The sequence below is a fragment of the Janthinobacterium sp. 1L-D-8-B-C4 genome, assembly GCF_057291295.1.
On sequence record NZ_JBXAVX010000006.1, the window covers coordinates 52,389 to 74,043 of the forward strand.

General features: G+C 63.5%; 24 protein-coding genes. 20 read left to right on the forward strand and 4 right to left on the reverse strand.

Annotation, left to right across the window (positions count from 1 at the left end; translation table 11 throughout):
* Positions 1 to 89 precede the first annotated feature (89 nt).
* Genes flhF through AC0Z42_RS12370 form a run of 7 tightly spaced genes read left to right on the forward strand, consistent with a single transcriptional unit; the run spans position 90 to position 6,136 of the window.
* On the forward strand, positions 90 to 1,394 hold the full coding sequence (gene flhF / locus AC0Z42_RS12340) for a flagellar biosynthesis GTPase FlhF (RefSeq protein WP_485468514.1): 1,305 nt from the start codon (positions 90 to 92) through the stop codon (positions 1,392 to 1,394).
* On the forward strand, positions 1,387 to 2,259 hold the full coding sequence (locus AC0Z42_RS12345) for a MinD/ParA family ATP-binding protein (RefSeq protein WP_485468515.1): 873 nt from the start codon (positions 1,387 to 1,389) through the stop codon (positions 2,257 to 2,259). The genes flhF and AC0Z42_RS12345 overlap by 8 nt, the downstream gene beginning before the upstream one ends.
* Before the next feature lie 41 nt (positions 2,260 to 2,300).
* Positions 2,301 to 3,032 carry an RNA polymerase sigma factor FliA gene (locus AC0Z42_RS12350; RefSeq protein ID WP_065306824.1) on the forward strand — a complete coding sequence of 244 codons (732 nt, stop codon included), beginning with the start codon at positions 2,301 to 2,303 and terminating at the stop codon, positions 3,030 to 3,032.
* A complete protein-coding gene (locus tag AC0Z42_RS12355; RefSeq protein WP_485468516.1) occupies positions 3,014 to 3,760 on the forward strand; it encodes a flagellar motor protein in 747 nt (248 codons plus the stop codon). The genes AC0Z42_RS12350 and AC0Z42_RS12355 overlap by 19 nt, the downstream gene beginning before the upstream one ends.
* 16 nt (positions 3,761 to 3,776) lie before the next feature.
* Positions 3,777 to 4,565 carry a flagellar motor protein MotD gene (motD, locus tag AC0Z42_RS12360; protein ID WP_485468742.1) on the forward strand — a complete coding sequence of 263 codons (789 nt, stop codon included), beginning with the start codon at positions 3,777 to 3,779 and terminating at the stop codon, positions 4,563 to 4,565.
* A gap of 50 nt (positions 4,566 to 4,615) precedes the next feature.
* Entirely contained in the window at positions 4,616 to 4,978 is a 363-nt protein-coding gene (locus tag AC0Z42_RS12365) for a translation initiation factor Sui1 (protein WP_485468517.1), read from the forward strand.
* A 30-nt stretch (positions 4,979 to 5,008) separates the two neighbouring features.
* Positions 5,009 to 6,136 (forward strand): acyltransferase family protein, encoded by a 1,128-nt coding sequence (locus AC0Z42_RS12370; protein WP_485468518.1) that lies wholly within the window; start codon positions 5,009 to 5,011, stop codon positions 6,134 to 6,136.
* An 8-nt stretch (positions 6,137 to 6,144) separates the two neighbouring features.
* Here AC0Z42_RS12370 and AC0Z42_RS12375 read toward each other — a convergent pair whose 3' ends face one another.
* From AC0Z42_RS12375 to flgA, 3 genes are all read right to left on the reverse strand, one after another.
* On the reverse strand, positions 6,145 to 6,612 hold the full coding sequence (locus AC0Z42_RS12375) for a flagella synthesis protein FlgN (protein WP_485468519.1): 468 nt from the start codon (positions 6,610 to 6,612) through the stop codon (positions 6,145 to 6,147).
* Positions 6,613 to 6,620: 8 nt separating this feature from the next.
* Entirely contained in the window at positions 6,621 to 6,926 is a 306-nt protein-coding gene (flgM, locus tag AC0Z42_RS12380; protein WP_485468520.1) for a flagellar biosynthesis anti-sigma factor FlgM, read from the reverse strand.
* 122 nt (positions 6,927 to 7,048) lie between these two features.
* Positions 7,049 to 7,744, reverse strand: coding sequence for a flagellar basal body P-ring formation chaperone FlgA (gene flgA, locus AC0Z42_RS12385; RefSeq protein ID WP_485468521.1), 696 nt, complete (start codon positions 7,742 to 7,744; stop codon positions 7,049 to 7,051).
* 190 nt (positions 7,745 to 7,934) lie between these two features.
* On the opposite strand from flgA, the gene flgB reads away from it, so the two are divergent.
* The 13 genes from flgB (at position 7,935) to AC0Z42_RS12450 (ending at position 20,776) form a co-directional block, all read left to right on the forward strand.
* A complete protein-coding gene (flgB, locus tag AC0Z42_RS12390; RefSeq protein WP_485468522.1) occupies positions 7,935 to 8,381 on the forward strand; it encodes a flagellar basal body rod protein FlgB in 447 nt (148 codons plus the stop codon).
* 2 nt (positions 8,382 to 8,383) lie between these two features.
* Entirely contained in the window at positions 8,384 to 8,785 is a 402-nt protein-coding gene (flgC, locus tag AC0Z42_RS12395) for a flagellar basal body rod protein FlgC (RefSeq protein WP_065306833.1), read from the forward strand.
* Positions 8,786 to 8,801: 16 nt separating this feature from the next.
* Positions 8,802 to 9,503 carry a flagellar hook assembly protein FlgD gene (locus AC0Z42_RS12400; protein WP_485468523.1) on the forward strand — a complete coding sequence of 234 codons (702 nt, stop codon included), beginning with the start codon at positions 8,802 to 8,804 and terminating at the stop codon, positions 9,501 to 9,503.
* 79 nt (positions 9,504 to 9,582) lie between these two features.
* Positions 9,583 to 11,130, forward strand: a complete 1,548-nt coding sequence (locus tag AC0Z42_RS12405; RefSeq protein WP_485468524.1) for a flagellar hook protein FlgE — start codon at positions 9,583 to 9,585, stop codon at positions 11,128 to 11,130.
* A gap of 55 nt (positions 11,131 to 11,185) precedes the next feature.
* Positions 11,186 to 11,929 carry a flagellar basal body rod protein FlgF gene (locus tag AC0Z42_RS12410; protein WP_485468525.1) on the forward strand — a complete coding sequence of 248 codons (744 nt, stop codon included), beginning with the start codon at positions 11,186 to 11,188 and terminating at the stop codon, positions 11,927 to 11,929.
* 71 nt (positions 11,930 to 12,000) lie between these two features.
* Positions 12,001 to 12,783 carry a flagellar basal-body rod protein FlgG gene (gene flgG, locus AC0Z42_RS12415; RefSeq protein WP_485468526.1) on the forward strand — a complete coding sequence of 261 codons (783 nt, stop codon included), beginning with the start codon at positions 12,001 to 12,003 and terminating at the stop codon, positions 12,781 to 12,783.
* Positions 12,784 to 12,827: 44 nt separating this feature from the next.
* Positions 12,828 to 13,478: a flagellar basal body L-ring protein FlgH gene (locus AC0Z42_RS12420; protein ID WP_485468527.1), complete on the forward strand. Its 651-nt coding sequence runs from the start codon at positions 12,828 to 12,830 to the stop codon at positions 13,476 to 13,478.
* A gap of 8 nt (positions 13,479 to 13,486) precedes the next feature.
* Positions 13,487 to 14,596, forward strand: a complete 1,110-nt coding sequence (locus tag AC0Z42_RS12425) for a flagellar basal body P-ring protein FlgI (protein WP_485468528.1) — start codon at positions 13,487 to 13,489, stop codon at positions 14,594 to 14,596.
* An 11-nt stretch (positions 14,597 to 14,607) separates the two neighbouring features.
* The gene (flgJ, locus tag AC0Z42_RS12430; protein WP_485468529.1) at positions 14,608 to 15,543 is read left to right on the forward strand and encodes a flagellar assembly peptidoglycan hydrolase FlgJ; all 936 of its coding nucleotides are present in this window, start codon (positions 14,608 to 14,610) and stop codon (positions 15,541 to 15,543) included.
* An 87-nt stretch (positions 15,544 to 15,630) separates the two neighbouring features.
* On the forward strand, positions 15,631 to 17,598 hold the full coding sequence (gene flgK, locus AC0Z42_RS12435) for a flagellar hook-associated protein FlgK (protein ID WP_485468530.1): 1,968 nt from the start codon (positions 15,631 to 15,633) through the stop codon (positions 17,596 to 17,598).
* Between the two features lie 48 nt (positions 17,599 to 17,646).
* Entirely contained in the window at positions 17,647 to 18,888 is a 1,242-nt protein-coding gene (gene flgL / locus AC0Z42_RS12440; RefSeq protein WP_485468531.1) for a flagellar hook-associated protein FlgL, read from the forward strand.
* A gap of 140 nt (positions 18,889 to 19,028) precedes the next feature.
* Entirely contained in the window at positions 19,029 to 19,469 is a 441-nt protein-coding gene (locus AC0Z42_RS12445) for a MarR family winged helix-turn-helix transcriptional regulator (protein ID WP_485468532.1), read from the forward strand.
* Positions 19,470 to 19,516: 47 nt separating this feature from the next.
* The gene (locus AC0Z42_RS12450; RefSeq protein ID WP_485468533.1) at positions 19,517 to 20,776 is read left to right on the forward strand and encodes an MFS transporter; all 1,260 of its coding nucleotides are present in this window, start codon (positions 19,517 to 19,519) and stop codon (positions 20,774 to 20,776) included.
* Here AC0Z42_RS12450 and fliR read toward each other — a convergent pair.
* Positions 20,773 to 21,633 (reverse strand): flagellar biosynthetic protein FliR, encoded by an 861-nt coding sequence (gene fliR / locus AC0Z42_RS12455; RefSeq protein WP_485468534.1) that lies wholly within the window; start codon positions 21,631 to 21,633, stop codon positions 20,773 to 20,775. The two genes, AC0Z42_RS12450 and fliR, sit on opposite strands and share 4 nt — an antisense overlap.
* Between the last annotated feature and the right edge of the window lie 22 nt (positions 21,634 to 21,655).

Genomic DNA, 21,655 nt, shown 5'->3' on the forward strand with positions numbered 1-21,655 from the left:
ATGTGGGAGGCAGCGCTCACGCAACAGGAGTCGATGATGGTCACACAGTTCAGCCAGCAACACGCCAACCCAGTCATGGGGGTGCGGCCATGAATGTGAAAAAATTTACCGCGCCGACCTCGCGCGATGCGCTGCGCAAGGTGCGCGAAGCGCTGGGCCCCGATGCCGTGATCCTGTCGAACCGCCAGGGCGACGGCGTGGTGGAAATCCTCGCGCTGGCCAATGACGATGCCGCCTCGCTCGCTTCGCCGCCGGCCGCGTCCGAAATGTCGCATCCGCGCCCGCAGCTGCAGACCCAGTTTGCCGTGCCGCAGCGCCCGTCCGCGCCGCCCGCCCGTCCTGCCGCCGCGCCCGCCGAAGGCCTGGACATGGCGCGCATGCAGCAGATGATGACCAGCGCGCTGGCACACGTGAAAAAGAATGCCACCGCCGATATCGACGGCATGATGAATGAAATCCGCGCCATGCGCGGCATGATGGAAACCCAGCTGGCGGAAATTTCCTGGGGCGCCACCCAGCATCGCGAGCCGCAAAAAATGGTGGTGCTGCGCGAAATGCTGGCAGCCGGTTTTTCGGCCAGCCTGGCGCGCTACCTGATCGACAAACTGCCGGCAGGCCTGGACGGCGCGCAAAGCATGCGCTGGATCAAAACCGTGCTGAGCCGCAACCTGAACACCATGGCCAACGAAGACGCGATGCTGGAACAGGGCGGCGTGTTCGCCCTGGTCGGTCCGACCGGTGTCGGCAAGACCACCAGCACGGCCAAGCTGGCGGCGCGCTGCGTGATGCGCCACGGCCCGGAAAAGCTGGCCCTGATCACCACCGACGCCTATCGTATCGGCGCCCATGAGCAATTGCGCATCTACGGCAAGATCCTCGGCGTGATGGTGCATTCGGTCAAGGACGAGGCCGACCTGCGCATCGCCCTGAAAGAACTCAAGAACAAGCATACGGTGCTGATCGACACGGTGGGCGTCAGCCAGCGCGATCAGATGGTGACGGAACAGGTAGCGATGCTGTCGGGCGCCGGCGCCGATGTGAAACGCCTGCTGTGCCTGAACTCGACCGCGACCCAGGAAACCCTGAACGAAGTGGTGCGCGCCTACCAGGGCGGCGGCCTGGCCGGCTGCATCATGACCAAGCTCGATGAAGCGGCCTCGATCGGCAATGTGCTCGACGTGGTGATACGCCAGAAACTCAATCTGTTCTATGTGTCGAATGGCCAGCGCGTGCCGGAAGACCTGTACCTGGCCGACCGCGGCTACCTGATCGACCGCGCCTTCAAGCTCAAGCGCGATAGCGCCGCAACCCAGTTTTCGGATGACGAACTGCCGCTGCTGATGGCCCAGGCCGCGACCCGCAACAATGAAGCGCGCGGGGTGCACGGTGGCTAACTTTGATTTCGACCAGGCCGAAGGCTTGCGCCGCATGCTGGCCGGCGTCCAGCCGCGCGTGCTGACGTTTTTGTCGGCCACGCCGCAGGACGACAAGGGCGCGATGCTGGTCAACCTCGGCGCTTCGCTGGCGCATGCCGGCAATGAAGTGCTGCTGCTCGACGCCAGCACCAGCGGCGACGGCGTCGCTTCACGGCTGGGCCTGGCGCACGGCGCCAGCCTGCTTGACGTGGCGCGCCAGCAATGCGGCCTGAACCAGGTGATTCACCAGGTGCCGCAGGGCTTTGGCGTGGCCAGCCTGGGCGCGCGCGACCATCTGATGGACGGCCCCGGCTACGCCAGCGAGGAAGAGGCGCGGCGCCTGGCCAAGACCTTCGAAGTGATGGCGCGCCAGGCCGGCATCGTGCTGGTCGATGGCGACATGAGCATGGCCGGGCAGGGCGGCGCCTGCTTTCCGGTGCCGATGATGGCCAGCGCCGATATCGTGGTGCAGGTCTCGACCAGCGCCACTTCGATCAAGGCCGCCTACTGCCTGATCAAGCGCCTGAACCAGGAACTGGGCCGCCGTCCTTTCGGCATCCTTGTCACTGGCGCTTCCGAAACCGAGGCAAAAGTGGTATACGATAATATGGCACAAGCGGCAAGCCGCTACCTGGCCGTGAAACTGACGTCGATGGGCTCGGTTCCGGCCGACGAATACCTGCATCGCGCGGCGCGGCTGGGCCGCAGCGTGATCGATGCGTTTCCGCTGGCTGGCGCATCGGTGGCGTTTCGCGGACTGGCCGAACGGCTGGCCCGCTCGGCGGCGCCGGTGCTGGGCACCACCTTGTACCAGACGGGGAGTCCACACCATTTCAGCGCCTGATGATTTTGCAGCACCCTATCAAAGATAATAATAAGTAGCCTATGTACACGGTCAAAGGGAAATCGAACAAGGATCATTTGCTGACGGAACATATTCCGTTGGTAAAGCGCCTGGCGCACCACATGAAGGCCAAGTTGCCGCCATCGGTCGAGGTCGACGACCTGATCCAGGCCGGCATGATCGGCCTGCTCGATGCCATCACGCGCTATGAAGAGACGCATGGCGCGCAGTTCGAAACGTATGCCGTGCTGCGCATCCGCGGCGCCATGCTCGACGAGTTGCGCACCAGCGACTGGCTGCCGCGCAGCATGCGCCAGAACATGCGCAAGATCGAAGAGGCGATGAGCACCTTGCAGCAGCGCCTGGGCCATCCGCCGACCGAATCGGAAGTGGCCAAGCTGCTCAAGATATCGCTGGTCGATTACCAGGAAATGCTGGGCGAGGGCGGTGGCCACCAGCTGGTCTACTATGAAGACTTCCACGATCCGGACGGCAATGACAGCTTCCTCGACCGCCATTGCGTGGACGAGGACAGCGACCCGCTGCGTTCCTTGCTCGACACCGACTTCCGGCAGTCCGTGATCGACGCCATCGACGCGCTGCCGCCACGCGAGAAAATATTGATGAGCCTGTATTACGAGGAAGAGCTGAACCTGAAAGAGATCGGCGCGGTGATGGGCGTGTCCGAATCGCGCGTCTCGCAGCTCCATACCCAGGCCGTCGCGCGCCTGCGCGCAACCTTGAGGGAGCAGGCGTGGACTGGTCCAGCGTAATCGGGCTGGCGCTGGCGCTGGCGGGCCTCCTGGTCGGCCAGGCGCTCGAAGGTGGCAAGATGGCCTCGCTGCTGCAGCCGGCCGCTTTTGCCATTGTGGTCATCGGCACCTTTGGCGCGGTGCTGCTGCAAACGCGCTTGCGCACCTTTGTGCGCGGGCTGGAAATGCTGCGCTGGGTATTTTTTCCGCCGGCCGACATGCGTGCCGAGCTGGGCCGCGATATCGGCCTGTGGAGCCTGACGGCGCGCCGCGACGGCACCCTGGCGCTGGAACGCATGATGGAAAGCACGGCTGATCATTTCAACGCCAAGGGCCTGCGCATGATCGTCGACGGCATCGCGCCCGACAAGCTGCGCCAGCTGCTCGACGTGGAAATCACCGCCTATGAACTGGCCGAACGCCAGGCCGTGAAAATCTGGGAATCGGCAGCCGGCTATTCGCCCACCATCGGCATCCTGGGCGCCGTGCTGGGCCTGATCCACGTGATGGAAAACCTGACCGACCCCAGCAAGCTTGGTGGCGGCATCGCCGTGGCGTTCGTGTCGACCATCTACGGCGTCGGCCTGGCCAACTTGCTGTTCCTGCCGGTGGCCAACAAGCTGAAAGCCATCGTTTCGCGCCGCGTGGTGCAATATGAAATCACCGCCGCCGTGTTCTACGATATCGCCACCGGCGACCATACGCGCATCATCGAAGAGCGCGTGGCCAGCCTGTTGCATGAACACTGAGCGAGCACTGACCATGATGCGGCGCGCGCGCAGGAAGTATGACGAGGAGCCTGACAACCAGGACCGCTGGCTGATTTCCTACGCCGATTTCATCACCCTGCTGTTCGCTTTTTTTGTGGTCATGTACGCCATCTCGCAGGTCAATGAAGGCAAGTACCGGGTGTTTTCCGACGCCATCGGCACCGCCTTCAGCCTCGACAAGGGCGCGCCGCCGATCCAGATGGAGGCGCCGCAGGCGATTGCGCTGCCGAACCCGGCCCTGAAACGGCGCACCGAAGCGATCCGCCGCGAACGCGAACACATGACGCGCCTGGCGCAGGACCTCACTTCGACCCTGGCGCCGCTGGTGAAGGAAGGCAAGGTGCGCGTGACGCAGACCAGCCGTGGCGTCAGCGTGGAAATTAACGCCAGCGTGCTGTTCGATCCCGGCGCGGCCGGTCTGACGGTGGAATCGGACCAGGCGCTGCGCGCGGTGGCGGTGCTGCTGCGCGGCGACGCTCACAATGTACAGGTAGAAGGCCATACCGATATCCAGCCGATCAGCAATTCCAGCTTCGCCTCGAACTGGGAACTGTCGTCGGCGCGCGCCAGTGCCGTGGTGCGCCTGTTTATCGCCAGCGGCGTGCAGGCGCAGCGGCTGACGGCGGTTGGCCACGCCGACAATGTCCCGGTCGCCGACAACGACACGCCGGAAGGGCGCGCGCGCAACCGTCGGGTCGCCGTGACGATTCTGTCGGGCATACCCGATACGGTGACGGAAGTGCCGACCGCGCCGGCGCCTTTGCCTGAGCCGGGCAACAATTAAACTCAGCCGCTTGCTACAATCGCGGCCTCTCGGTTTTTTCTACTCCCATCATGAAAAGCAGTTCCCAAGGCGGCCTGGTCTATTCCACCGAAACCGGCCGCATGTGCCCCGCATGCCGCCAGCCGTTGGCGCAATGCACGTGCAAGGCGGCCGCCAAGGCTGCGCAGGCAGGCGACGGCGCCGTACGCGTATCGCGCCAGACCAAGGGCCGTGGCGGCAAGAGCGTCACCGTGGTCAAGGGCTTGCCGCTCGACGCCATCGCGCTGGCGCTGCTGGGCAAGCAGTTGCGCACCCAGTGCGGTTCGGGCGGCACGGTCAAGGATGGCGTGATCGAAGTGCAGGGCGACCATGTGGCCGCCATTATGGCGGCGCTCGTCAAGCTGGGCCACAAGCCGAAACAGGCTGGCGGCTGAGCCGTCTCCATGCGCACCAGTCGCCGGAGCGTGGCTGACACACATGTGCGGCGCGCAGGCGCGCGCTTGCCCGGCCTCGATTTGCTGCGTGCGCTGGCAATCGCCTGGATCATGCTGTATCACCTGGAAAGTTATGGCGTGCATTTGCCCGGACCGCTGGCCGGTTTCGGCTGGATGGGCGTCGATCTGTTTTTCGTGCTCAGTGGCTATCTGATCGGCTGGCAGTTGCTGCGGCCATGGCTGCAGGGCGATACGCCTGCCTGGTGGCCGTGGTGGCGCGGCTTCATGCTGCGCCGCGCGCTGCGCATCCTGCCCGCTTACCTTGCCGTGCTGGCGCTGTATGTGGCCGTGCCGGCTGTCAGGGAAGCTCCCGGGATGCGGCCGCTGTGGCAATTTTTGACCTTTACCGTCAATCTGCTTCCTGCCAGCATGGACCAGCGCGCTTTTTCCCACGCCTGGTCGCTGTGCGTCGAAGAACACTTTTATCTGCTGCTGCCACCGCTTGCCTGGTGGCTGCTGCGCCGGCCCGGTTGGCGCAAGACGGCCGCTGTCGTGCTGGGCGTGCTGGCCGGCGGCATGCTGCTGCGCGGCTGGCTGTGGCAGCAAGCCCTGGCGCCGCTGGCCGACCAGGGCGCTTATCTGCAACGCTTTATTGCGCTCATTTACATGCCCAGCTGGACCCGCCTCGACGGCTTGCTGGCCGGCGTGATGCTGGCTGTCGTACGCGGCTTCCGGCCTGGCTGGTGGCACTGGCTGATGGCGCATGGCGCCAGCGTGCTGGCCGCCGGCATCGCCGGCGTGGCTGGTGCCATGTGGCTGCTGCGCGGCGTGCCCGGTTTTGCCGGCATCGTCTTTGGATATCCATTGTTGGCGTTGAGCCTGGCATGCGTGGTGGCCGGCTGTATCAGCGAGCGCACCTGGCCGGGCCGCTGGCGCCTGCCTGGCGCACAGTTGCTGGCCACGCTGGCGTTCAGCCTGTACCTGACGCACAGGCAGGTGTATCACCTGCTTGACGAAGCGATGGGCGCGGTGCTGGGCAAGTCGGTTCTGCTGGCGATGAGCGTGCACAACGGTGCAGCGCTGGCGGTGGCCACGGTGCTGTATCTGCTGGTGGAACGGCCAGTATTGAGGCTGCGCGATTTGCCACGCAGCCATTGACGCCAGGATCAGCCGATCACGACGCGGCGGTTGGCCGTATTGGTGGTGGTCTGGCCGCTGGGGCCGTAGAAATTGCCGCTCTGGGCGGGCGGGCGCATGGCGTTCAGTGCGCCCTGGGTGTGCAGCAGGTGTTTGTTGACCAGCAGGCTGTTCAGGCGGTTCTGTTCCTTGGCCGCGCGCGTGGCGCCGAGCAGTTCGGCCCACAGTGGCGCCGCTGCCGTTTCGGCGGTGGCGGCCAGCCAGCCGTCCATGCCGTCTTCGCCGGCGGCAAAGCCGGCCGCAGCCAGTGCCTGGTGGCGTTGCTGCGCCAGCTGGCTCAGTTGTCCGATCAGTGCTGTCTTGCGTACCGTGATGTCCGACAATGCATCGATGTCGGCTGCAACCAGATGCAGCTGTTCCTGTTTCATCAATGCCAGCAGTGTGGTCATGAGCTCATGCTCGTCGCGCAGGCTGGAAAACGGAGTCACGGATTGCATGGGGGAACCTATCTATTTCGTGAGTGCAGCAGGTCCTTGACCGTGTCGAGGAGACCGTCCGCCACTTTTTCAGAATTGACCTGGAACTGGCCGTCGGCAATCGCGAGTTTGATGCGTTCGACTTTCTTGGTGTCGAACACGCTATTGCTGTTGGTCGTTGCACTGGTCGCCAGTGCCTGCCCTTGCGGCGACAGGCGTACGCTGTCCGACGATGCCGGGGCAGCTTGTGCCTTCTCGGCGTTGCGGGCGCCTGACGTGGCCGCCGGCGTGACCGGCAAGCCGGGATTGCTTTTAATGTTATCGGTAATTTTCACAACGTGATCCTCGTCTGGTCGAAGTCAAAAAACTCCGGGATATGAGTCTTTATCGGCCACTAATCCTGAAACTTTAGTGTGCCAGATGACAAATATCGTTGTCCAGACAAGTTTGAAGTGCTTTAAAAGGCCACTTCCACCAAACCTCCCGCGCGCGCCACGCCGCTGATTTGCTGGCCGCCTTGGGTGCGTACCTGCACCGTCTGACCGTCGCCGGCGTTGCCGATGGCGCGGCCTTCTGACGCTACTTGGAAGCCATTGCCGCTGGACACTACCCGTACCAGCTGGCCCTGCTTGACCACGGGCGGACGGCGCAGGGTGTCGGTGCGCATCGGCGTGCCCGCCGGCAGCGACATATTGGTGCTGGCGCCCACCACTTGTTCCATATTGGTGGCGATGCCGGCCGGTAACGCCGCCAGGTCGCCCTGCATCGTCACCAGCTGGCTGGCGTCGATGGTTTGTCCTTGTGCCAGCGGCACGGCGCTGGCGATATAATCGCCCACCACCGCCACATTGGCTTGCAGGTAAATCGTCCAGCTGGCCGGCGCGGTGCAGCGCACGCCCACCGTGCTCTTGCCCCAGGCGCGGCTGCCCGGCGCCATGAACGCTTGCGGCGCGGGGCAGGCAGCCAGGTTCAGGCGCGGGTCGACCGCGCCCACCGTGACGGTGATCTGGCCCGGCAAGCCATTGCTCTGCAGTTGCAGGAATTGCTGTACCGTCTGCCGCAGCGCTTCCGGCGACTGGCGGCCAGCTGTCTGCGCTTGCGCTAGTGGCGCCAGAGCAACAAGGAAGATGAGCGAGAGGAAAGTTTTTTTCATGGTGATAGGGCTCTGGAATACTGCCATGATAGTCTCGTGCGATGACCTTGAAGCGTGGATTAAGGGGCGAAAGTGTGGTCTGATCGGGCGATGGTATTGCTGCCCAGAACCGTACTATCTTTCCTGTCATCATATATATCGCCATCCTTCCGCCATGAGGCGCCAGTGGCGGACCTTTCCGGAGCCTGACATGATAGGGAAACTCGACGATTACCTGCGCTTTCACGAGTCTGCGCTGAGCTTGCGTTCGACACGCCAGGAATTGCTCGCCTCGAATATCGCCAATGCCGACACGCCGAACTACAAGGCGCGCGACGTCGATTTCGCCAGTGCCCTGAAAGGCGTGCTGGCGCGCGGCGAGGGCGTGGCCCCGGCCTTGACCGGTACTGCGGCCAAACATCTGCCCGGCAATGGCGTGGCGGCCGGCACCGCGGCCGGCGCCAAGCTGGAGACCATGCCGGATGGCACGCCGCTGCTGTACCGCGCACCGGCGCAGGGCGCCGTCGATGGCAACACGGTCGACATGGATCTCGAACGCAATGCCTTTGCCGACAATGCGATCCGTTATGAAGCGAGCATCACGCTGCTCAATTCGCAGATCAAGAGCATGCTGACGGCCATCCAGGGAGGACAATAATCATGTCGCTGTTTAATATTTTCAATGTTTCCGGTTCAGCAATGAGCGCCCAGGCGCAGCGCCTGAACACGGTGGCCAGCAACCTGGCCAATGCCGACAGCGCCACCAGCGCCAGCGGCGAAGCCTACCGCGCCAAGCAGGTGGTGTTCGAAGCCGTGCCGCTGGCCGCTGGCGGCACCGCCGTCAAGGTACAGAAGGTGATTGAAGATCCTTCACCGATGAAGCTGGTGTACGACCCGAAGAATCCGCTGGCCGACGACAAGGGGTATGTGACCATGCCCAACGTCAACACCGTCGATGAAATGGTCAATATGCTGTCCGCTTCGCGTTCCTACCAGACGAACGTGGAAACCATGAATGCGGCCAAGTCGCTGCTCCTGAAAACACTCACACTCGGCCAGTAAGGCCTGATTGACCATTATGGCAACCATCGATACCAATACTCCCGCCGTCACCACCGATCTGATGGCGACGATGAATCCGAAGAAAACCACGGCTGCCGCCGGCAGCGTGGAAGAGGACACCAATAAATTCCTCACCTTGCTTGTCACGCAGCTGCAAAACCAGGATCCGATGAATCCGCTCGACAATGCGCAACTGACCAGCCAGCTGGCCCAGTTGTCGACGGTGACCGGCGTCAACAAGCTCAATTCGACCCTGGAAACCCTGAAAACCAGTTACCAGCAAGCCGAATCGATGCAGGCGGCCAATATCATCGGCCATGGCGTGCTGACCGCCGGCAAGGGCATTACGCTGAGCAAAAGCGCTTCGCTGCTGGGCGTGGACCTGGCGACCGCCGCCGACAATGTCAAGGTCACAATCTATGACGGCGCGGGCAAGGCAGTCCATGTGATCGACCTCGGTGCCCAGGAGGCGGGCACCTTGCCGCTGGGCTGGAATGGAGAAACCGGCGAAAAGGACGCCGCCGGCAAGGCCATCGTGCTGGCCGACGGCGACTATACCTTTGACGTGGTGGCCACGCGCGGCGGCGAGAAACTCAAGGACGCCACCGGCCTGACCTTCGGCTCGGTGGCCAGCGTGTCGACCAGCGCGACCGGCGTAAAACTGAACGTGCCCGGCGTGGGCAGCATCAACATGGCCGACGTGAAACAGATTCTGTAAGTGTTGCAAAACCCCTTTGCAGCCTGAAACCCGCTGCTCCCTGACCATTTAACGAAAAAATTCCTTACCAGGAGCAAATATGTCTTTCCAACAAGGCCTGAGCGGCTTGAACGGCGCCGCCAAATCGCTGGACGTCATCGGCAACAATATCGCCAACTCGGGCACCGTGGGTTTCAAGCAATCGCAGGCGCAGTTTGCCGATATTTACGCCAGCTCGCTGTATGGCGTGGCCGGCAGCCAGGCCGGCATCGGCGTGGCGGTCTCACAAGTGGCGCAGTCATTTACCCAGGGTAACCTGGAAACGTCGGCCAATCCACTCGATCTCGCCATCAATGGCGGCGGTTTTTTCCGCACCAACGCCGGCGGCACCATCCAGTATTCGCGCAATGGCCAGTTCCAGGTCGACAAGAACGGCTTTATCGTCAACGCGCAAAATGCCCAGCTGACCGGCTATCCGGTCGACGCCAACGGCAAGGTGCTGGCCGGCGCCCCGATTCCTTTGCAGATCGATCCGGGCGACATGAGCCCGCAGGCCACCACCAAGGTCGACACCCAGATCAACCTCAATTCGAATTCGGAAATGCCGACCACGGTGCCGTTCAGCATGACCGAACCGACCTCGTACAACAAGCAGATTCCGGTTGCCGTCTACGATACGCTGGGCAATGCCCACACCATGTCGATGTTCTACGTCAAGACCGGCACCAATGCCTGGGACGTCTATACGGCCTCCGATGACCTGGAAGTGACCAGCGCCAAGACCGCCTCCGCACTGCAGACCGACCCTACTGCTCTGGCCGCACGCGCCGCCTACCAGGCTGCCGTGACCGCCGTGCCGCAGGTCAGCGCCAACGTCGCCAACGCCGCCGTCGCCTATGCCAACGCGGCCGGCGCCGCCGTGACCACCGCTGCAGGCGGCGCCGGCGCCAGCACCGCCCAGCTGGACGCGATTGCCGCCACCTATGGCAGCGCGGTGGCCAACGGCGTCAATTCGAGCCGTACGCCGGATCAGATCGACGCGGCGATTGCCGCTGCCACCGTGGTGCCTGCGGTCAAGACCGGCTCGCTGATTTTCAACAGCGTCGGCAGCCTGGACAAGGCCGCCATGCTGGCGCTCAATCCGCCGCAGACCTTGCCGATCAACGTCACCCTGCCGATCATTCCTGCCACCGGCGCCACCGGCACCCTGGCGATCAAGGTCGATTTCAGCAATTCGACGCAGCTGGGCATCGCGACAAGCGAAAAGAAAACCGTCGCCGATGGCTATGCTGCCGGCCAGTTGAGCCGCTTCGTGGTCGGTGCGGACGGCGTCATCCAGGGGCAGTACAGCAACGGCAGGACGCGCGACCTGGGCCAGGTCATCCTGACCTCGTTCACCAATCCGAACGGCTTGCAGCCCCTCGGTAACAATGCCTGGGGCGAAACCTCGACCTCGGGTGGCCCCATCATCGGCGTACCAGGCACCGGCACGGCCGGCAACCTGCGCTCGTCGGCGGTGGAAGTGTCGAACGTCGACCTGACGGCCGAGCTGGTCAACATGATCACCGCCCAGCGCTCCTACCAGGCCAATGCGCAGACCATCAAGACGCAGGATTCGATCCTGCAAACTTTGGTCAACCTGCGTTAATAACCCGTTAAATGCCGGGGTCCGACCCGAAGGGTCCGACCCCCTGGAGAACTACATGGACCGTCTTATCTACACCGCCAGCTCGGGCGCCAAGCACATCATGGACAAGCAGGCGACCACGGCCAACAACCTGGCGAACGCGACCAGCACGGGCTTCCGGGCCCAGCTCGACTCGTTTCGCGCGGTGCCGGTGGTGGCCGACGGCATGATGCCGACGCGTACCTTTGTCGTCGATTCGACGGTCGGCTCCAATTTCGAGCAGGGGCCGATGATCCATACCGGCCGCGCGCTCGACGTGGCGGTGGAAAACAACGGCTGGATCGCGGTGCAGTCGGCCGACGGCTCTGAAGCCTATACCCGCAACGGTGCCCTCAAGCTCAATGAGAACGGCATGCTGCAAACCCAGTCGGGCCTGATGGTGCAGGGCGATACGGGGCCGCTGGCGGTGCCGCCCGGCGTGACCGTGGCGATTGCCGGCGACGGCACCATCGGCACCATTTCCACCGACGTGCCGCCAGGGCCGTCGACGGTGCTGGGCCGCATCAAGCTGGTCAACCCGCCGGAGCAGCAACTGGTGCGCGGCGACGATGGCCTGTTCCGCCTGAAAGACGGCAGCGTGCCGCCGGCCGACCAGGCCGTCAAACTGACCACCGGCGCGCTGGAGGGCAGCAATGTCAGCCCGGTCGACTCGATGGTGACCATGATCGCGCTGGCGCGCCAGTTCGAAACCCAAATGAGCCTGCTCAAGAATGCCGAGAATAACGCGGCGAAAGCTACCCAGATCCTCGCTTTGAATTGATAGAGTGAGCCGCATAATGGCCACATAGAAATTGTCACAGGGCCTGCGCGCGCTGTTATTGGAGAAAAATCATGATTCGTTCCCTTTGGATTGCCAAGACCGGCCTGGAAGCGCAGCAAACGCAGATGGACGTGATTGCCAATAACCTGGCCAACGTCAGCACCACCGGCTTCAAGAAGTCGCGCGCCGTCTTTGAAGATTTGCTGTACCAGAACGTGCGCCAGCCTGGCGCGCAATCGTCGCAGCAGACCCAGCTGCCATCGGGCCTGCAGATCGGCACCGGCGTGCGCACCGTCGCCACCGAGCGCATCCACACGCAGGGCAATCCCCAGGCTTCCGGCAATTCGCGCGACGTGATGATCAACGGCACCGGCTTTTTCCAGGTGCTGCTGCCCGACGGCGCCACCGCCTACACCCGCGACGGTTCGTTCCAGACCGATGCCAACGGCCAGCTGGTGACGTCCGAAGGTTTCGTGATCCAGCCGGCGATCACCGTGCCGACCAATGCCCTGAGCCTGACCGTGGCGCGTGACGGCACCGTTTCCGTGACCTTGCCCGATACGGTGGCGCCGTCGCAGATCGGCTCCTTGCAGCTGACCACCTTCGTCAATCCGGCCGGCCTGGAATCGAAAGGCGAAAACCTGTACATGGAAACCGGTGCTTCCGGCGTGGCGCAGACCAATACGCCGGGCACCAATGGCGCCGGCCTGTTGATGCAGGGCTATATCGAAACCTCGAACGTCAACGTGGCCGAGGAAATGGTCAACATGATCCAGACGCAGCGCGCCTACGAGATCAACAGCAAGGCCATCACCACATCCGACCAGATGTTGCAGAAACTTTCACAGCTTTAAATTTTGTCATGCCATCCGCCTCTGGATGGCAGCGGAGGCTCATCATGCGTTACCCCATCCTTGCCATCGTTGCTGCAGCCATACTGTCCGGCTGCGCGGTTACCCCCACCTCGATCGTGCCTTACCCGACCACCACGCGCGCGCCGATGCCCGAACCGGTGGTGGCCAACAACGGTTCCATCTACCAGCCGTCGACCTACCGCCCGGCCTTCGAAGACCGCCGCGCGCGCCATGTGGGCGACACCATGACGATCGCCATTACCGAACGCACCAATGCCGTCAAGTCGGGCGCCAGTTCGGGCAACAAATCGAACAGCGCCAGTTTCGGCACGCCGGGCCTGCTGCAGGGCCGCTTTGGCGGCACGGTGGCGGTGGAAGGCAAGCTCAGCAACTCGGCTGGCGACAACCAGTCGGCCAGCAACACCTTTTCCGGCACGATCGGCGTGACGGTGATCGAGGAACTGCCGAACGGCAATTTGATCGTGGCCGGCGAGAAGCAGATTGCCATGAACAAGGGCATCGAATTCATCCGTTTCTCGGGCATGGTCAATCCCGATACCATCGGCATCGGCAACGTGGTGCCGTCGACGCAGGTGGCCGACGCGCGCGTCGAATACCGCACCAACAGCCAGATCGACCGCGCCGAAATGGCCTCGATGGCTTCGCGCTTCTTCCTCAGCTTGCTGCCGTTCTGATCATGGCCATGCTGACTTTTCCCCGCGTCCTGCTCGCCTGTGCGCTGGCGGCATCGATGATCGCGCCGCTGGCCCAGGCCGAGCGCCTGAAAGACCTGGCCAGCATTGCCGGCGTGCGCCAGAATCAGCTGATGGGCTATGGCCTGGTGGTGGGCCTCGATGGCAGCGGCGACCAGACCACCCAGACCCCATTTACCATCCAGAGCGTGGCGGCGATGCTGCAGCAGCAGGGCATCAACCTGCCGCAAGGCTCCAGCTTGCAACTGAAAAACGTCGCCGCCGTGATGGTGACCACCGCCTTGCCGGCGTTTGCCCAGCCAGGCCAGTTGCTCGATGTCACCGTTTCTTCGATGGGTAACGCCAAGAGCTTGCGCGGCGGCACCTTGCTGATGACGCCATTGAAGGGCGCCGATGGCCAGGTGTATGGCATGGCGCAGGGCAATGTATTGGTTGGCGGCGTGGGCGCGCAGGCGGCCGGCAGTTCCGTCGTCATCAATCATCTGAGCGTGGGCCGTATTTCGGGCGGCGCCACGGTCGAGCGCAGCGTCGCCAGCGCGGTAGGCGCCAACGACATCATCCGCCTGGAACTGAACGCCACCGATTTCGCCACCGCCAGCCGGGTGGTCGAGGCCGTCAACAGCCGCTACGGTCCGGGCACCGCCGCCGCCCTCGACGGGCGCGTGATCCAGGTGCGCACGCCCCCTGGCAGCGACCAGCGTGTGGCTTTTCTTGGCCAGCTGGAAAGCATCGAAGTCAATCCGGCCCGCCTGGCCGCAAAGGTCATCATGAATGCACGCACCGGTTCGGTGGTGATGAACCAGTCCGTCACGCTGGAAACTTGCGCCATTTCGCACGGCAACCTGTCGGTTACCATCAATACCGAGCCGCAGGTGAGCCAGCCGCCGCCATTGTCGGGCGGCACGACGGTGGTCACGCAGACGGCGCAGATCGATATCAAGAAGGAACCGGGCAAGGTGATGCTGGTCAAGGGCGGCGCTGCGCTGTCCGATGTCGTGAAAGCCCTCAACGCCATCGGCGCCTCGCCGCAGGACTTGCTGGCCATCTTGCAAGCGATGAAGGCGGCAGGCTCGCTGCGCGCCGAACTTGAAATCATTTGATTGGGCCTGCCATGATCAGCCAAACCGACCTCAGCAATACAGCCGCCTATGACGTCAAGGGCATGGACGGCTTGCGCCAGTCCGCCAAGGCGAAGGACCCTGCCGCGCTGAAAGAGGCGGCCACGCAGTTCGAAGCCATGTTCATCAACATGATGATGAAAAGCATGCGCGACGCCACGCCGCAGGACGGCGTGATGGATAGCCAGCAAAGCAAGATGTACACCTCGATGCTGGACCAGCAGACCAGCCAGAACCTGGCCAAGCGCGGCACCGGCCTGGCCGATGTGTTGCTGCGGCAACTGTCGGCCAACCAGGCGCTGCCGGACAGCGAGGCCGCCGCCTCGCCGCGCTCGTCGAGCATGGCCGCCGCGCTGGCAGCCTTCCGCCAGCAGCAGGGTGCCGTCATGGACGGTGCGCCGGCAGCCGCCGGCGGGACCGGGATCGGGACCGGCAAGACCCTGAGCGACAAGGCCAACGCGAGCCAGGCGCCGCACGTGCGTGCCTTCCAGGAAAAGCTGGGCGTCCATGCCGAAGAAGCCAGCCGTACAACCGGCATCCCGGCCAAGTTCATGCTGGGCCAGGCGGCGCTGGAAACGGGCTGGGGCAAGCGTGAAATTATCGGCCGCGACGGCAGCAGCAGCCACAACCTGTTCGGCATCAAGGCCACCGGCGACTGGAAAGGCAAGGTCACGGAAGCGGTCACCACCGAATACGTCAATGGCAAGGCACAGCGCAAGGTGGAGAAATTCCGTGCCTACGACAGCTATGCGGACAGCTTCAAGGATTATGCACAGTTAATTACTGGTAATAAACGCTATGAAAAAGTCCTGGCCGCCGCTGGCGACGCCAGCACTTTTGCGCAAGGCCTGCAAAAAGCCGGTTACGCCACCGACCCGAATTACGCTGCCAAACTGACAAAAATCATCAAGGGTTCGCTGGTCGGCTAGAGTGTGGTGCGGCCGGCAGTGATCGCCGGCTTCAAGTTTTCGCCACCGCTGCCGTAAACAAACAGGACAGGAACCTAAAAAGACACCATGACCTCGAATCTACTCAGTATCGGTAAAAGTGGCTTGCTCGCAGCGCAAGTGGGCCTGTCAACGACCGGCCATAACATCACCAACGTGAACGTGGCCGGCTACAACCGCCAGACCGTCGAGCAGCAGACGGCGAACGCCAACTTTGCCGGTTACGGCTATGTGGGCACGGGCACGGAAGTGTCGCAGATCAAGCGCCAGTACGACAGTTTCATGTCGACCCAGGTCAATGCCGCGCAAAGCACCACCAGTTCGCTCAACGCCTACTACACGCAGATCAGCCAGATCGACAACCTGCTGGCCGATTCCACGGCCGGCCTGTCGCCGTCGCTGCAGGATTTTTTCAAGGGCGTGCAGGACTTCAGCTCGAACCCGTCGTCGGTGTCGTCGCGCCAGGCCCTGCTGTCGAGTGCCGGTTCGCTGACGGCGCGCTTCCAGAGCCTGAGCGGACGCCTGTCCGAGATCGGCTCGGGCGTCGATTCGCAAATCACCTCGAACGTGGCGGTGATCAATACCTACGCCAAGCAGATTGCCGAACTGAACACATCGATTTCGCAACTGACGGTCGATCCGCAGACCCAGCCGAACGACCTGCTCGACCAGCGCGACCAGCTGGTCAATGAGCTCAACAAATACGTCAAGACCACCGCGCAGCCGGGCTCGAACAACACCATTACGCTGTCGATCGGCTCGGGCCAGCCGCTGGTGGTGGCCAACCGCAGTTTCGAGCTGGCCGCCACGCCATCGCTGACCGACCCGAACCGGGTGGAAGTGGGCTATGTGACGGGCAAGAACGTCACCATCCTGCCGGAAAACGCGCTGACCGGCGGCTCGCTGGGCGGCCTGCTGGAGTTCCGCAGCGGCACCCTGGACCGCGTGCAAAATTCGCTGGGCAAGGTTGCCGCCGCCATGGCCACCACCTTCAACGAGCAGCACAAGCTGGGCCAGGACCTGAACGGCGACATGGGCGGCGATTTTTTCAAGATCCCCGACCCGCAGATCGGCGCGAGCCGCCTGAACAGCGCGTCGAGCACCACCGTACTGTCGGCCAAGATCAGCGACCCCAGCGCACTGACGGCCAGCGATTACAGCCTGAAATACGACGGCAACAACTATGTCGTGACGCGCCAGACCGATGGCGCGCGCACCGTCATCAATCCGTATCCGCAAACCACGCCGCAAACCATCGACGGCGTTGATTTTTCGATCTCGGGCACGGCCGCCGAAGGCGATAATTATGTCGTCAAGCCAACCGCCAACGTGGCCGCCGGCCTCGGTGTCCTGATTGCCGACCGCAACAAGCTGGCGGCGGCTTCGCCGATCACCACCGGTGCGCCGGTCAGCAATACCGGCAGCGGCAAATTGTCGGCCGGCACCATCGACAAGACCTACCTGGAAGCGGGCAATGCCTTGAGCTCTCCGGTGACCCTGACGTATGACAAGGCCAGCAATGCCCTCAGCGGCTTTCCGGCTGACAAGACCGTCATCGTCAAGGGACTCGATGGCAACAGCACGACCTATCCAGCCGGCACTGCCAGCATTCCCTACAAGGAAGGTGACAAGTTCAGCTTTGGCGGCATCAATGTGGCCATGACGGGCGTGCCGGCCAATGGCGACAAGTACACCATCGCGCCGAATACGGGCGGGGTGGGCGACAACCGCAATGCGGCGGCGCTGGCGGCCTTGCAGACCACCAATATCCTCGACGGCGGCAAGGCCACCTTCCAGGGCTCGTATGCGGAAACCGTCAGCTTTGTCGGCAACAAGACGCGCGAAGTGCAGGTCAGCGGGCTGGCCAGCCAGGCCCTGCTGGAACAGACCACCAGCCAGCAGCAGGCCGTGTCGGGCGTCAACCTCGATGAAGAGGCGGCCAACCTGCTGCGCTACCAGCAGGCCTACCAGGCGTGCGGCAAGGTCATGCAGATTGCCAGTACCCTGTTCGACGTGGTCATCGGCCTCGGACGCTAATCATTATTTTGCAGCGGCATCGCCGCCGCCATCAGGAAGGGCAGCATCATGCGCATCAGCACACGAATGATTTACGAGCAGGGCAGCACCCAGCTGAACACTTTGCAGAGTGCCTTGAACCGCACGCAAATGCAGCTGTCGACCAACCGCCGCAACCTGACGCCGGCCGACGATCCGATCGCTTCGGCGCGCGCGCTGGAAGTGACGCAGTCGCAGTCGCTCAATACCCAGTTCGTTACCAACCGCTCGAACGCCACCAATTTCCTGTCGCAGGAAGAACTGGCGCTGAAAAGCACCACCAACCTGATTGCCGACGTGCAGGAACTGGTGGTCAAGGCCGGCAATCCTGGCTTGCGCGACGAAGAGCGCGCCACCATCGCCAAGGAGCTGGAAGGGCGCATGACCGACTTGCTGGGCATCGCCAACACCTCCGACGGCTCCGGCGGCTATCTGTTCGGCGGCTATAAATCGAGCACCCAGCCGTTCAGCCAGACGCCGACCGGCGCCGCCTATGCCGGCGACCAGGGCCAGCGCGAGCTGCAGGTGGGCTCGTCGCGTTTCCTGGCCACCAGCGATTCGGGCGCCGCGGTGTTTGAAAACAACATGACCGGCAACGGCAAATTTACCGTCACCCCCGACAGCGGCAATTTTACCCGCGGCGGCGCCGGCATCGTCACCAGCAGCACCGTCACCGACGCCAGCAAGCTGACCGGCAACAAGTACGAAATCAAGTTCAGCGTGAGCGGCACCGGCGACGCGGCCGTCACCAGCTACACCATCAATGACCTGACCCTGGGCCAGACGGTGCCCAATCCGGCCGTGCCGGTGGCCTACAAGGCGGGCGACGCGATCAATTTCGACGGCCAGCAGGTGGTGATCAGCGGCAAGCCCGGCGACCAGGACAGCTTCGGCGTGGCGCCCAGCGCCAAGGAGTCGCTGTTTTCCACCGTGACCAACCTGATCGGCGCCTTGCGCACCTCGGGCAATGGCGACGCCGGCCAGGCCCGCCTGGCCAATAACCTCAGCGCGGCCAGCAGCAACCTCAGCACCGCCTACGACAATGTCCTGTCGGTCACCGCTGAAGTGGGCGCGCGCATGAAGGAACTCGATTACCTGGCCAGTTCCGGCGATGACCTGGACTTGCAATACTCTGCCACCTTGTCCGACCTGCAGGACCTGGACATGGTCAAGACCGTGTCGCTGTTCACCCAGCAGCAAATTACCTTGCAGGCGGCGCAGAAAACTTTTACGCAGGTGTCGGGCTTGTCGCTGTTTAATTACATCAACTGACGCGGGTTCGCCGCCAGCAAGCCGGGACAGCGTGATGACGCGTCCCGGTTTTTTTACGTCCAGGGTAGATATGCAGGCAAACTGTGCAGCTAAACTGTCTATCTGTTATACTTGAGGCCAATCAATATTTCACTGCCCTCATGTCCGCCACCGAACACCACGAACACGTCCTGCTGCTGGCCGGCGAATTGCGCATCCAGGTGTGCAAGCTGCGCCGCCGCCTGCGCGAAGAAGCGCATATCGCCGACGTCACACCGTCGCAGGCGTCGGTGCTGAGCCGGCTCGAGCGCGATGGCCCGGCCACCGCCAGCAGCCTGGCGCGCGCCGAAGGCATGCGCCCGCAATCGATGGCCGCCACCGTGCTGGCCTTGACGGAAGCGCAACTGGTAACAGGCGCGCCCGACCCGCTCGACAAGCGCCAGACCATCCTGAGCCTGACCGAGCATTGCCGCACGCTCGTGAAAGCGAGTCGCGCGGCGCGTGAAGACTGGCTGGCGCGCACCATCGAAAGCCGGCTGTCGCAGGACGAAGCTGCACAACTGCAGCAGGCCATGGCGCTGTTAAAGCGTTTGGCGGACTGAAAACACAATCTTGAATACTGACCCAGGCCAGGAGGCTCCCCACACAGATGCTCAATACTTTCCGCTCGCTCAAGAATCCCAATTACCGTATCTGGGCCGCTGGTGCCCTGGTCTCGAATGTCGGCACCTGGATGCAACGCACCGCGCAAGACTGGCTGGTGCTCAGCGAGTTGACCCGGCATAACGCCAGCGCCGTCGGCATCGTCATGGCGTTGCAGTTCGGCCCGCAATTGCTGTTGCTGCCGCTGACCGGCATGGCGGCCGACCTGCTGGATCGGCGCAAATTGCTGCTGTTCACGCAAGCGGCGCTGGGTTTATTGGCGCTGGGCCTGGGATTGTTGTGCATCAGCGGCCGCGTAGAGCTGTGGCATGTGTATGTGTTTGCCTTCCTGCTGGGCTGCGTGACGGCGTTTGACGCGCCCGTGCGCCAGACCTTTGTCTCGGAAATCGTCAGCGAAGAAGACCTGACGAACGCCGTGGCCTTGAACTCCACCTCGTTCAACGCCGCGCGCATGCTGGGCCCGGCCGTGGCCGGTCTGTTGATCAGCAGCGTCGGCACCGGCTGGGTCTTCATTATCAACGCGTTCTCGTTTGCCGGCGTGATCGGTTCGCTGTTGCTGCTGCGCACGGCGCTGCTACGCCGCGCGCCGCGCATCAAGGCCAGCCGCGCCGGCCTGGCCGAAGGTTTCCGCTATGTCAGTTCGCGGCCCGACCTGGTGTCGGTGTTGCTGATGCTGTTCCTGATCGGCACCTTCGGTTTGAATTTCCCGATCTTTCTGTCCACCATGTCGGTCACGGCCTTCCATGCGGGCGCGAGCCAGTATGGCCTGCTCAGTTCCATCATGGCCTGCGGTTCGGTGGCCGGCGCGCTGATGGCGGCCGGGCGCGACAAGCCGCGCCTGGCGCTGCTGCTGGGCGCCGCCGCCCTGTTCGGTTTCGGCTGCGCGCTGGCCGCCGTGATGCCCAATTACTGGCTGTTCGGGGTCATGCTGGTGATCATCGGGATTGCCGCGCAAACCTTTACCACCACCGTCAACAGCGCGGTGCAACTGTCGACGGCGCCGGCCATGCGTGGCCGCGTGATGGCCATCGTGCTGGCGATCTCGGCTGGCGGCACGCCGCTCGGCGCGCCGATTGTCGGCTGGGTGGCCGATGTGTTCGGCCCGCGCTGGGCACTGGGCATCGGCGCCTTGTCAGGCTTTGCGGCGGCCGCCGTCGGCGTGCGCTACCTGGTGAAATACCACGGCCTGAAACTGCGCTTCGACAGCCGGCGCTGGCGCTTCGCGCTGAGCGGCGGCCAGCACTAGGGCGTTGGTACTGGTGTGACTGGTGGCGCCGGGCGCAGCGGATTGGGCGGTGGTGGCGGTGGTGGCCGTTCGCGCGTGGCAAAGCCGCGCGGCAGCAGGCGCGCTGTTTCTATGCCGCGCAGGAACATGTTCTGGAACGGGACCGCCAGGTAGGGCAGCACCATCGCCAGCACCAGGAGGCCCACGCCCAGGGTCACGGGAAAGCCGATACCGAAGATGTTCAGCTGCGGCGCGGCGCGCGTCAGGATGCCCAGCGCAACGTTGGTCAGCAACAAGGCGGCGACGATGGGCAGCGAAATCTGCACGCCCGAGCGGAAAATTTCAGCGCCCCAGGCGGCCAGCTGCTGGAAGCCGCCACCATTGATGGGGCTGGCTGAAATCGGCAGGCTGACAAAGCTTTCGGCCAGCGCCGCCAGCAGCACCAGGTGACCATTCACCGTCAGGAACATCAAGGTGGCCAGCATGGTCAAAAACTGGCTGATGGCCGACGAGCGGCCCTTGGTTTGCGGGTCGAAGAACGAGGCAAAGCCCAGGCCCATGGTCAGGCTGGCGATCTCGCCGGCCATCTCGACGGCGGCAAACACGATGCGGATCGAAAATCCCATCGCCAGGCCAACCAGCATTTCCTGCGTCAGTATCAGCAGGCCGGCCATCGACATCGGGTCCGTGGCGGGCAGGGCCGGCACGGTGGGGGCGATAATCATGGCCAACAACACGCCCAGGGCGACCTTGGTGCTGACGGGCACGGCTGCATTGCCGAACAGTGGCGCGGCCGCCACCAGGCCGAGGATGCGGCTCAGCGGCCACAACAGGGCCGCGATCCAGGTATTCATTTCAATGCTCGACAAGGTCAGCACGGCGGTTGCCCTTGCACCACGT

Excerpts from the sequence above, each read along its gene's own strand:
- flgJ (WP_485468529.1), top strand. The coding sequence starts at position 14,608 with ATGATCAGCCAAACCGACCTCAGCAATACAGCCGCCTATGACGTCAAG.
- AC0Z42_RS12375 (WP_485468519.1), bottom strand. The coding sequence starts at position 6,612 with ATGCAATCCGTGACTCCGTTTTCCAGCCTGCGCGACGAGCATGAGCTC.
- flhF (WP_485468514.1), top strand. The coding sequence starts at position 90 with ATGAATGTGAAAAAATTTACCGCGCCGACCTCGCGCGATGCGCTGCGC.
- AC0Z42_RS12400 (WP_485468523.1), top strand. The coding sequence starts at position 8,802 with ATGGCAACCATCGATACCAATACTCCCGCCGTCACCACCGATCTGATG.
- flgK (WP_485468530.1), top strand. The coding sequence starts at position 15,631 with ATGACCTCGAATCTACTCAGTATCGGTAAAAGTGGCTTGCTCGCAGCG.
- AC0Z42_RS12450 (WP_485468533.1), top strand. The coding sequence starts at position 19,517 with ATGCTCAATACTTTCCGCTCGCTCAAGAATCCCAATTACCGTATCTGG.
- motD (WP_485468742.1), top strand. The coding sequence starts at position 3,777 with ATGCGGCGCGCGCGCAGGAAGTATGACGAGGAGCCTGACAACCAGGAC.
- flgA (WP_485468521.1), bottom strand. The coding sequence starts at position 7,744 with ATGAAAAAAACTTTCCTCTCGCTCATCTTCCTTGTTGCTCTGGCGCCA.
- flgC (WP_065306833.1), top strand. The coding sequence starts at position 8,384 with ATGTCGCTGTTTAATATTTTCAATGTTTCCGGTTCAGCAATGAGCGCC.
- flgL (WP_485468531.1), top strand. The coding sequence starts at position 17,647 with ATGCGCATCAGCACACGAATGATTTACGAGCAGGGCAGCACCCAGCTG.
- AC0Z42_RS12365 (WP_485468517.1), top strand. The coding sequence starts at position 4,616 with ATGAAAAGCAGTTCCCAAGGCGGCCTGGTCTATTCCACCGAAACCGGC.
- AC0Z42_RS12420 (WP_485468527.1), top strand. The coding sequence starts at position 12,828 with ATGCGTTACCCCATCCTTGCCATCGTTGCTGCAGCCATACTGTCCGGC.
- AC0Z42_RS12350 (WP_065306824.1), top strand. The coding sequence starts at position 2,301 with ATGTACACGGTCAAAGGGAAATCGAACAAGGATCATTTGCTGACGGAA.
- flgG (WP_485468526.1), top strand. The coding sequence starts at position 12,001 with ATGATTCGTTCCCTTTGGATTGCCAAGACCGGCCTGGAAGCGCAGCAA.
- AC0Z42_RS12405 (WP_485468524.1), top strand. The coding sequence starts at position 9,583 with ATGTCTTTCCAACAAGGCCTGAGCGGCTTGAACGGCGCCGCCAAATCG.
- AC0Z42_RS12425 (WP_485468528.1), top strand. The coding sequence starts at position 13,487 with ATGCTGACTTTTCCCCGCGTCCTGCTCGCCTGTGCGCTGGCGGCATCG.
- flgB (WP_485468522.1), top strand. The coding sequence starts at position 7,935 with ATGATAGGGAAACTCGACGATTACCTGCGCTTTCACGAGTCTGCGCTG.
- AC0Z42_RS12410 (WP_485468525.1), top strand. The coding sequence starts at position 11,186 with ATGGACCGTCTTATCTACACCGCCAGCTCGGGCGCCAAGCACATCATG.
- AC0Z42_RS12445 (WP_485468532.1), top strand. The coding sequence starts at position 19,029 with ATGTCCGCCACCGAACACCACGAACACGTCCTGCTGCTGGCCGGCGAA.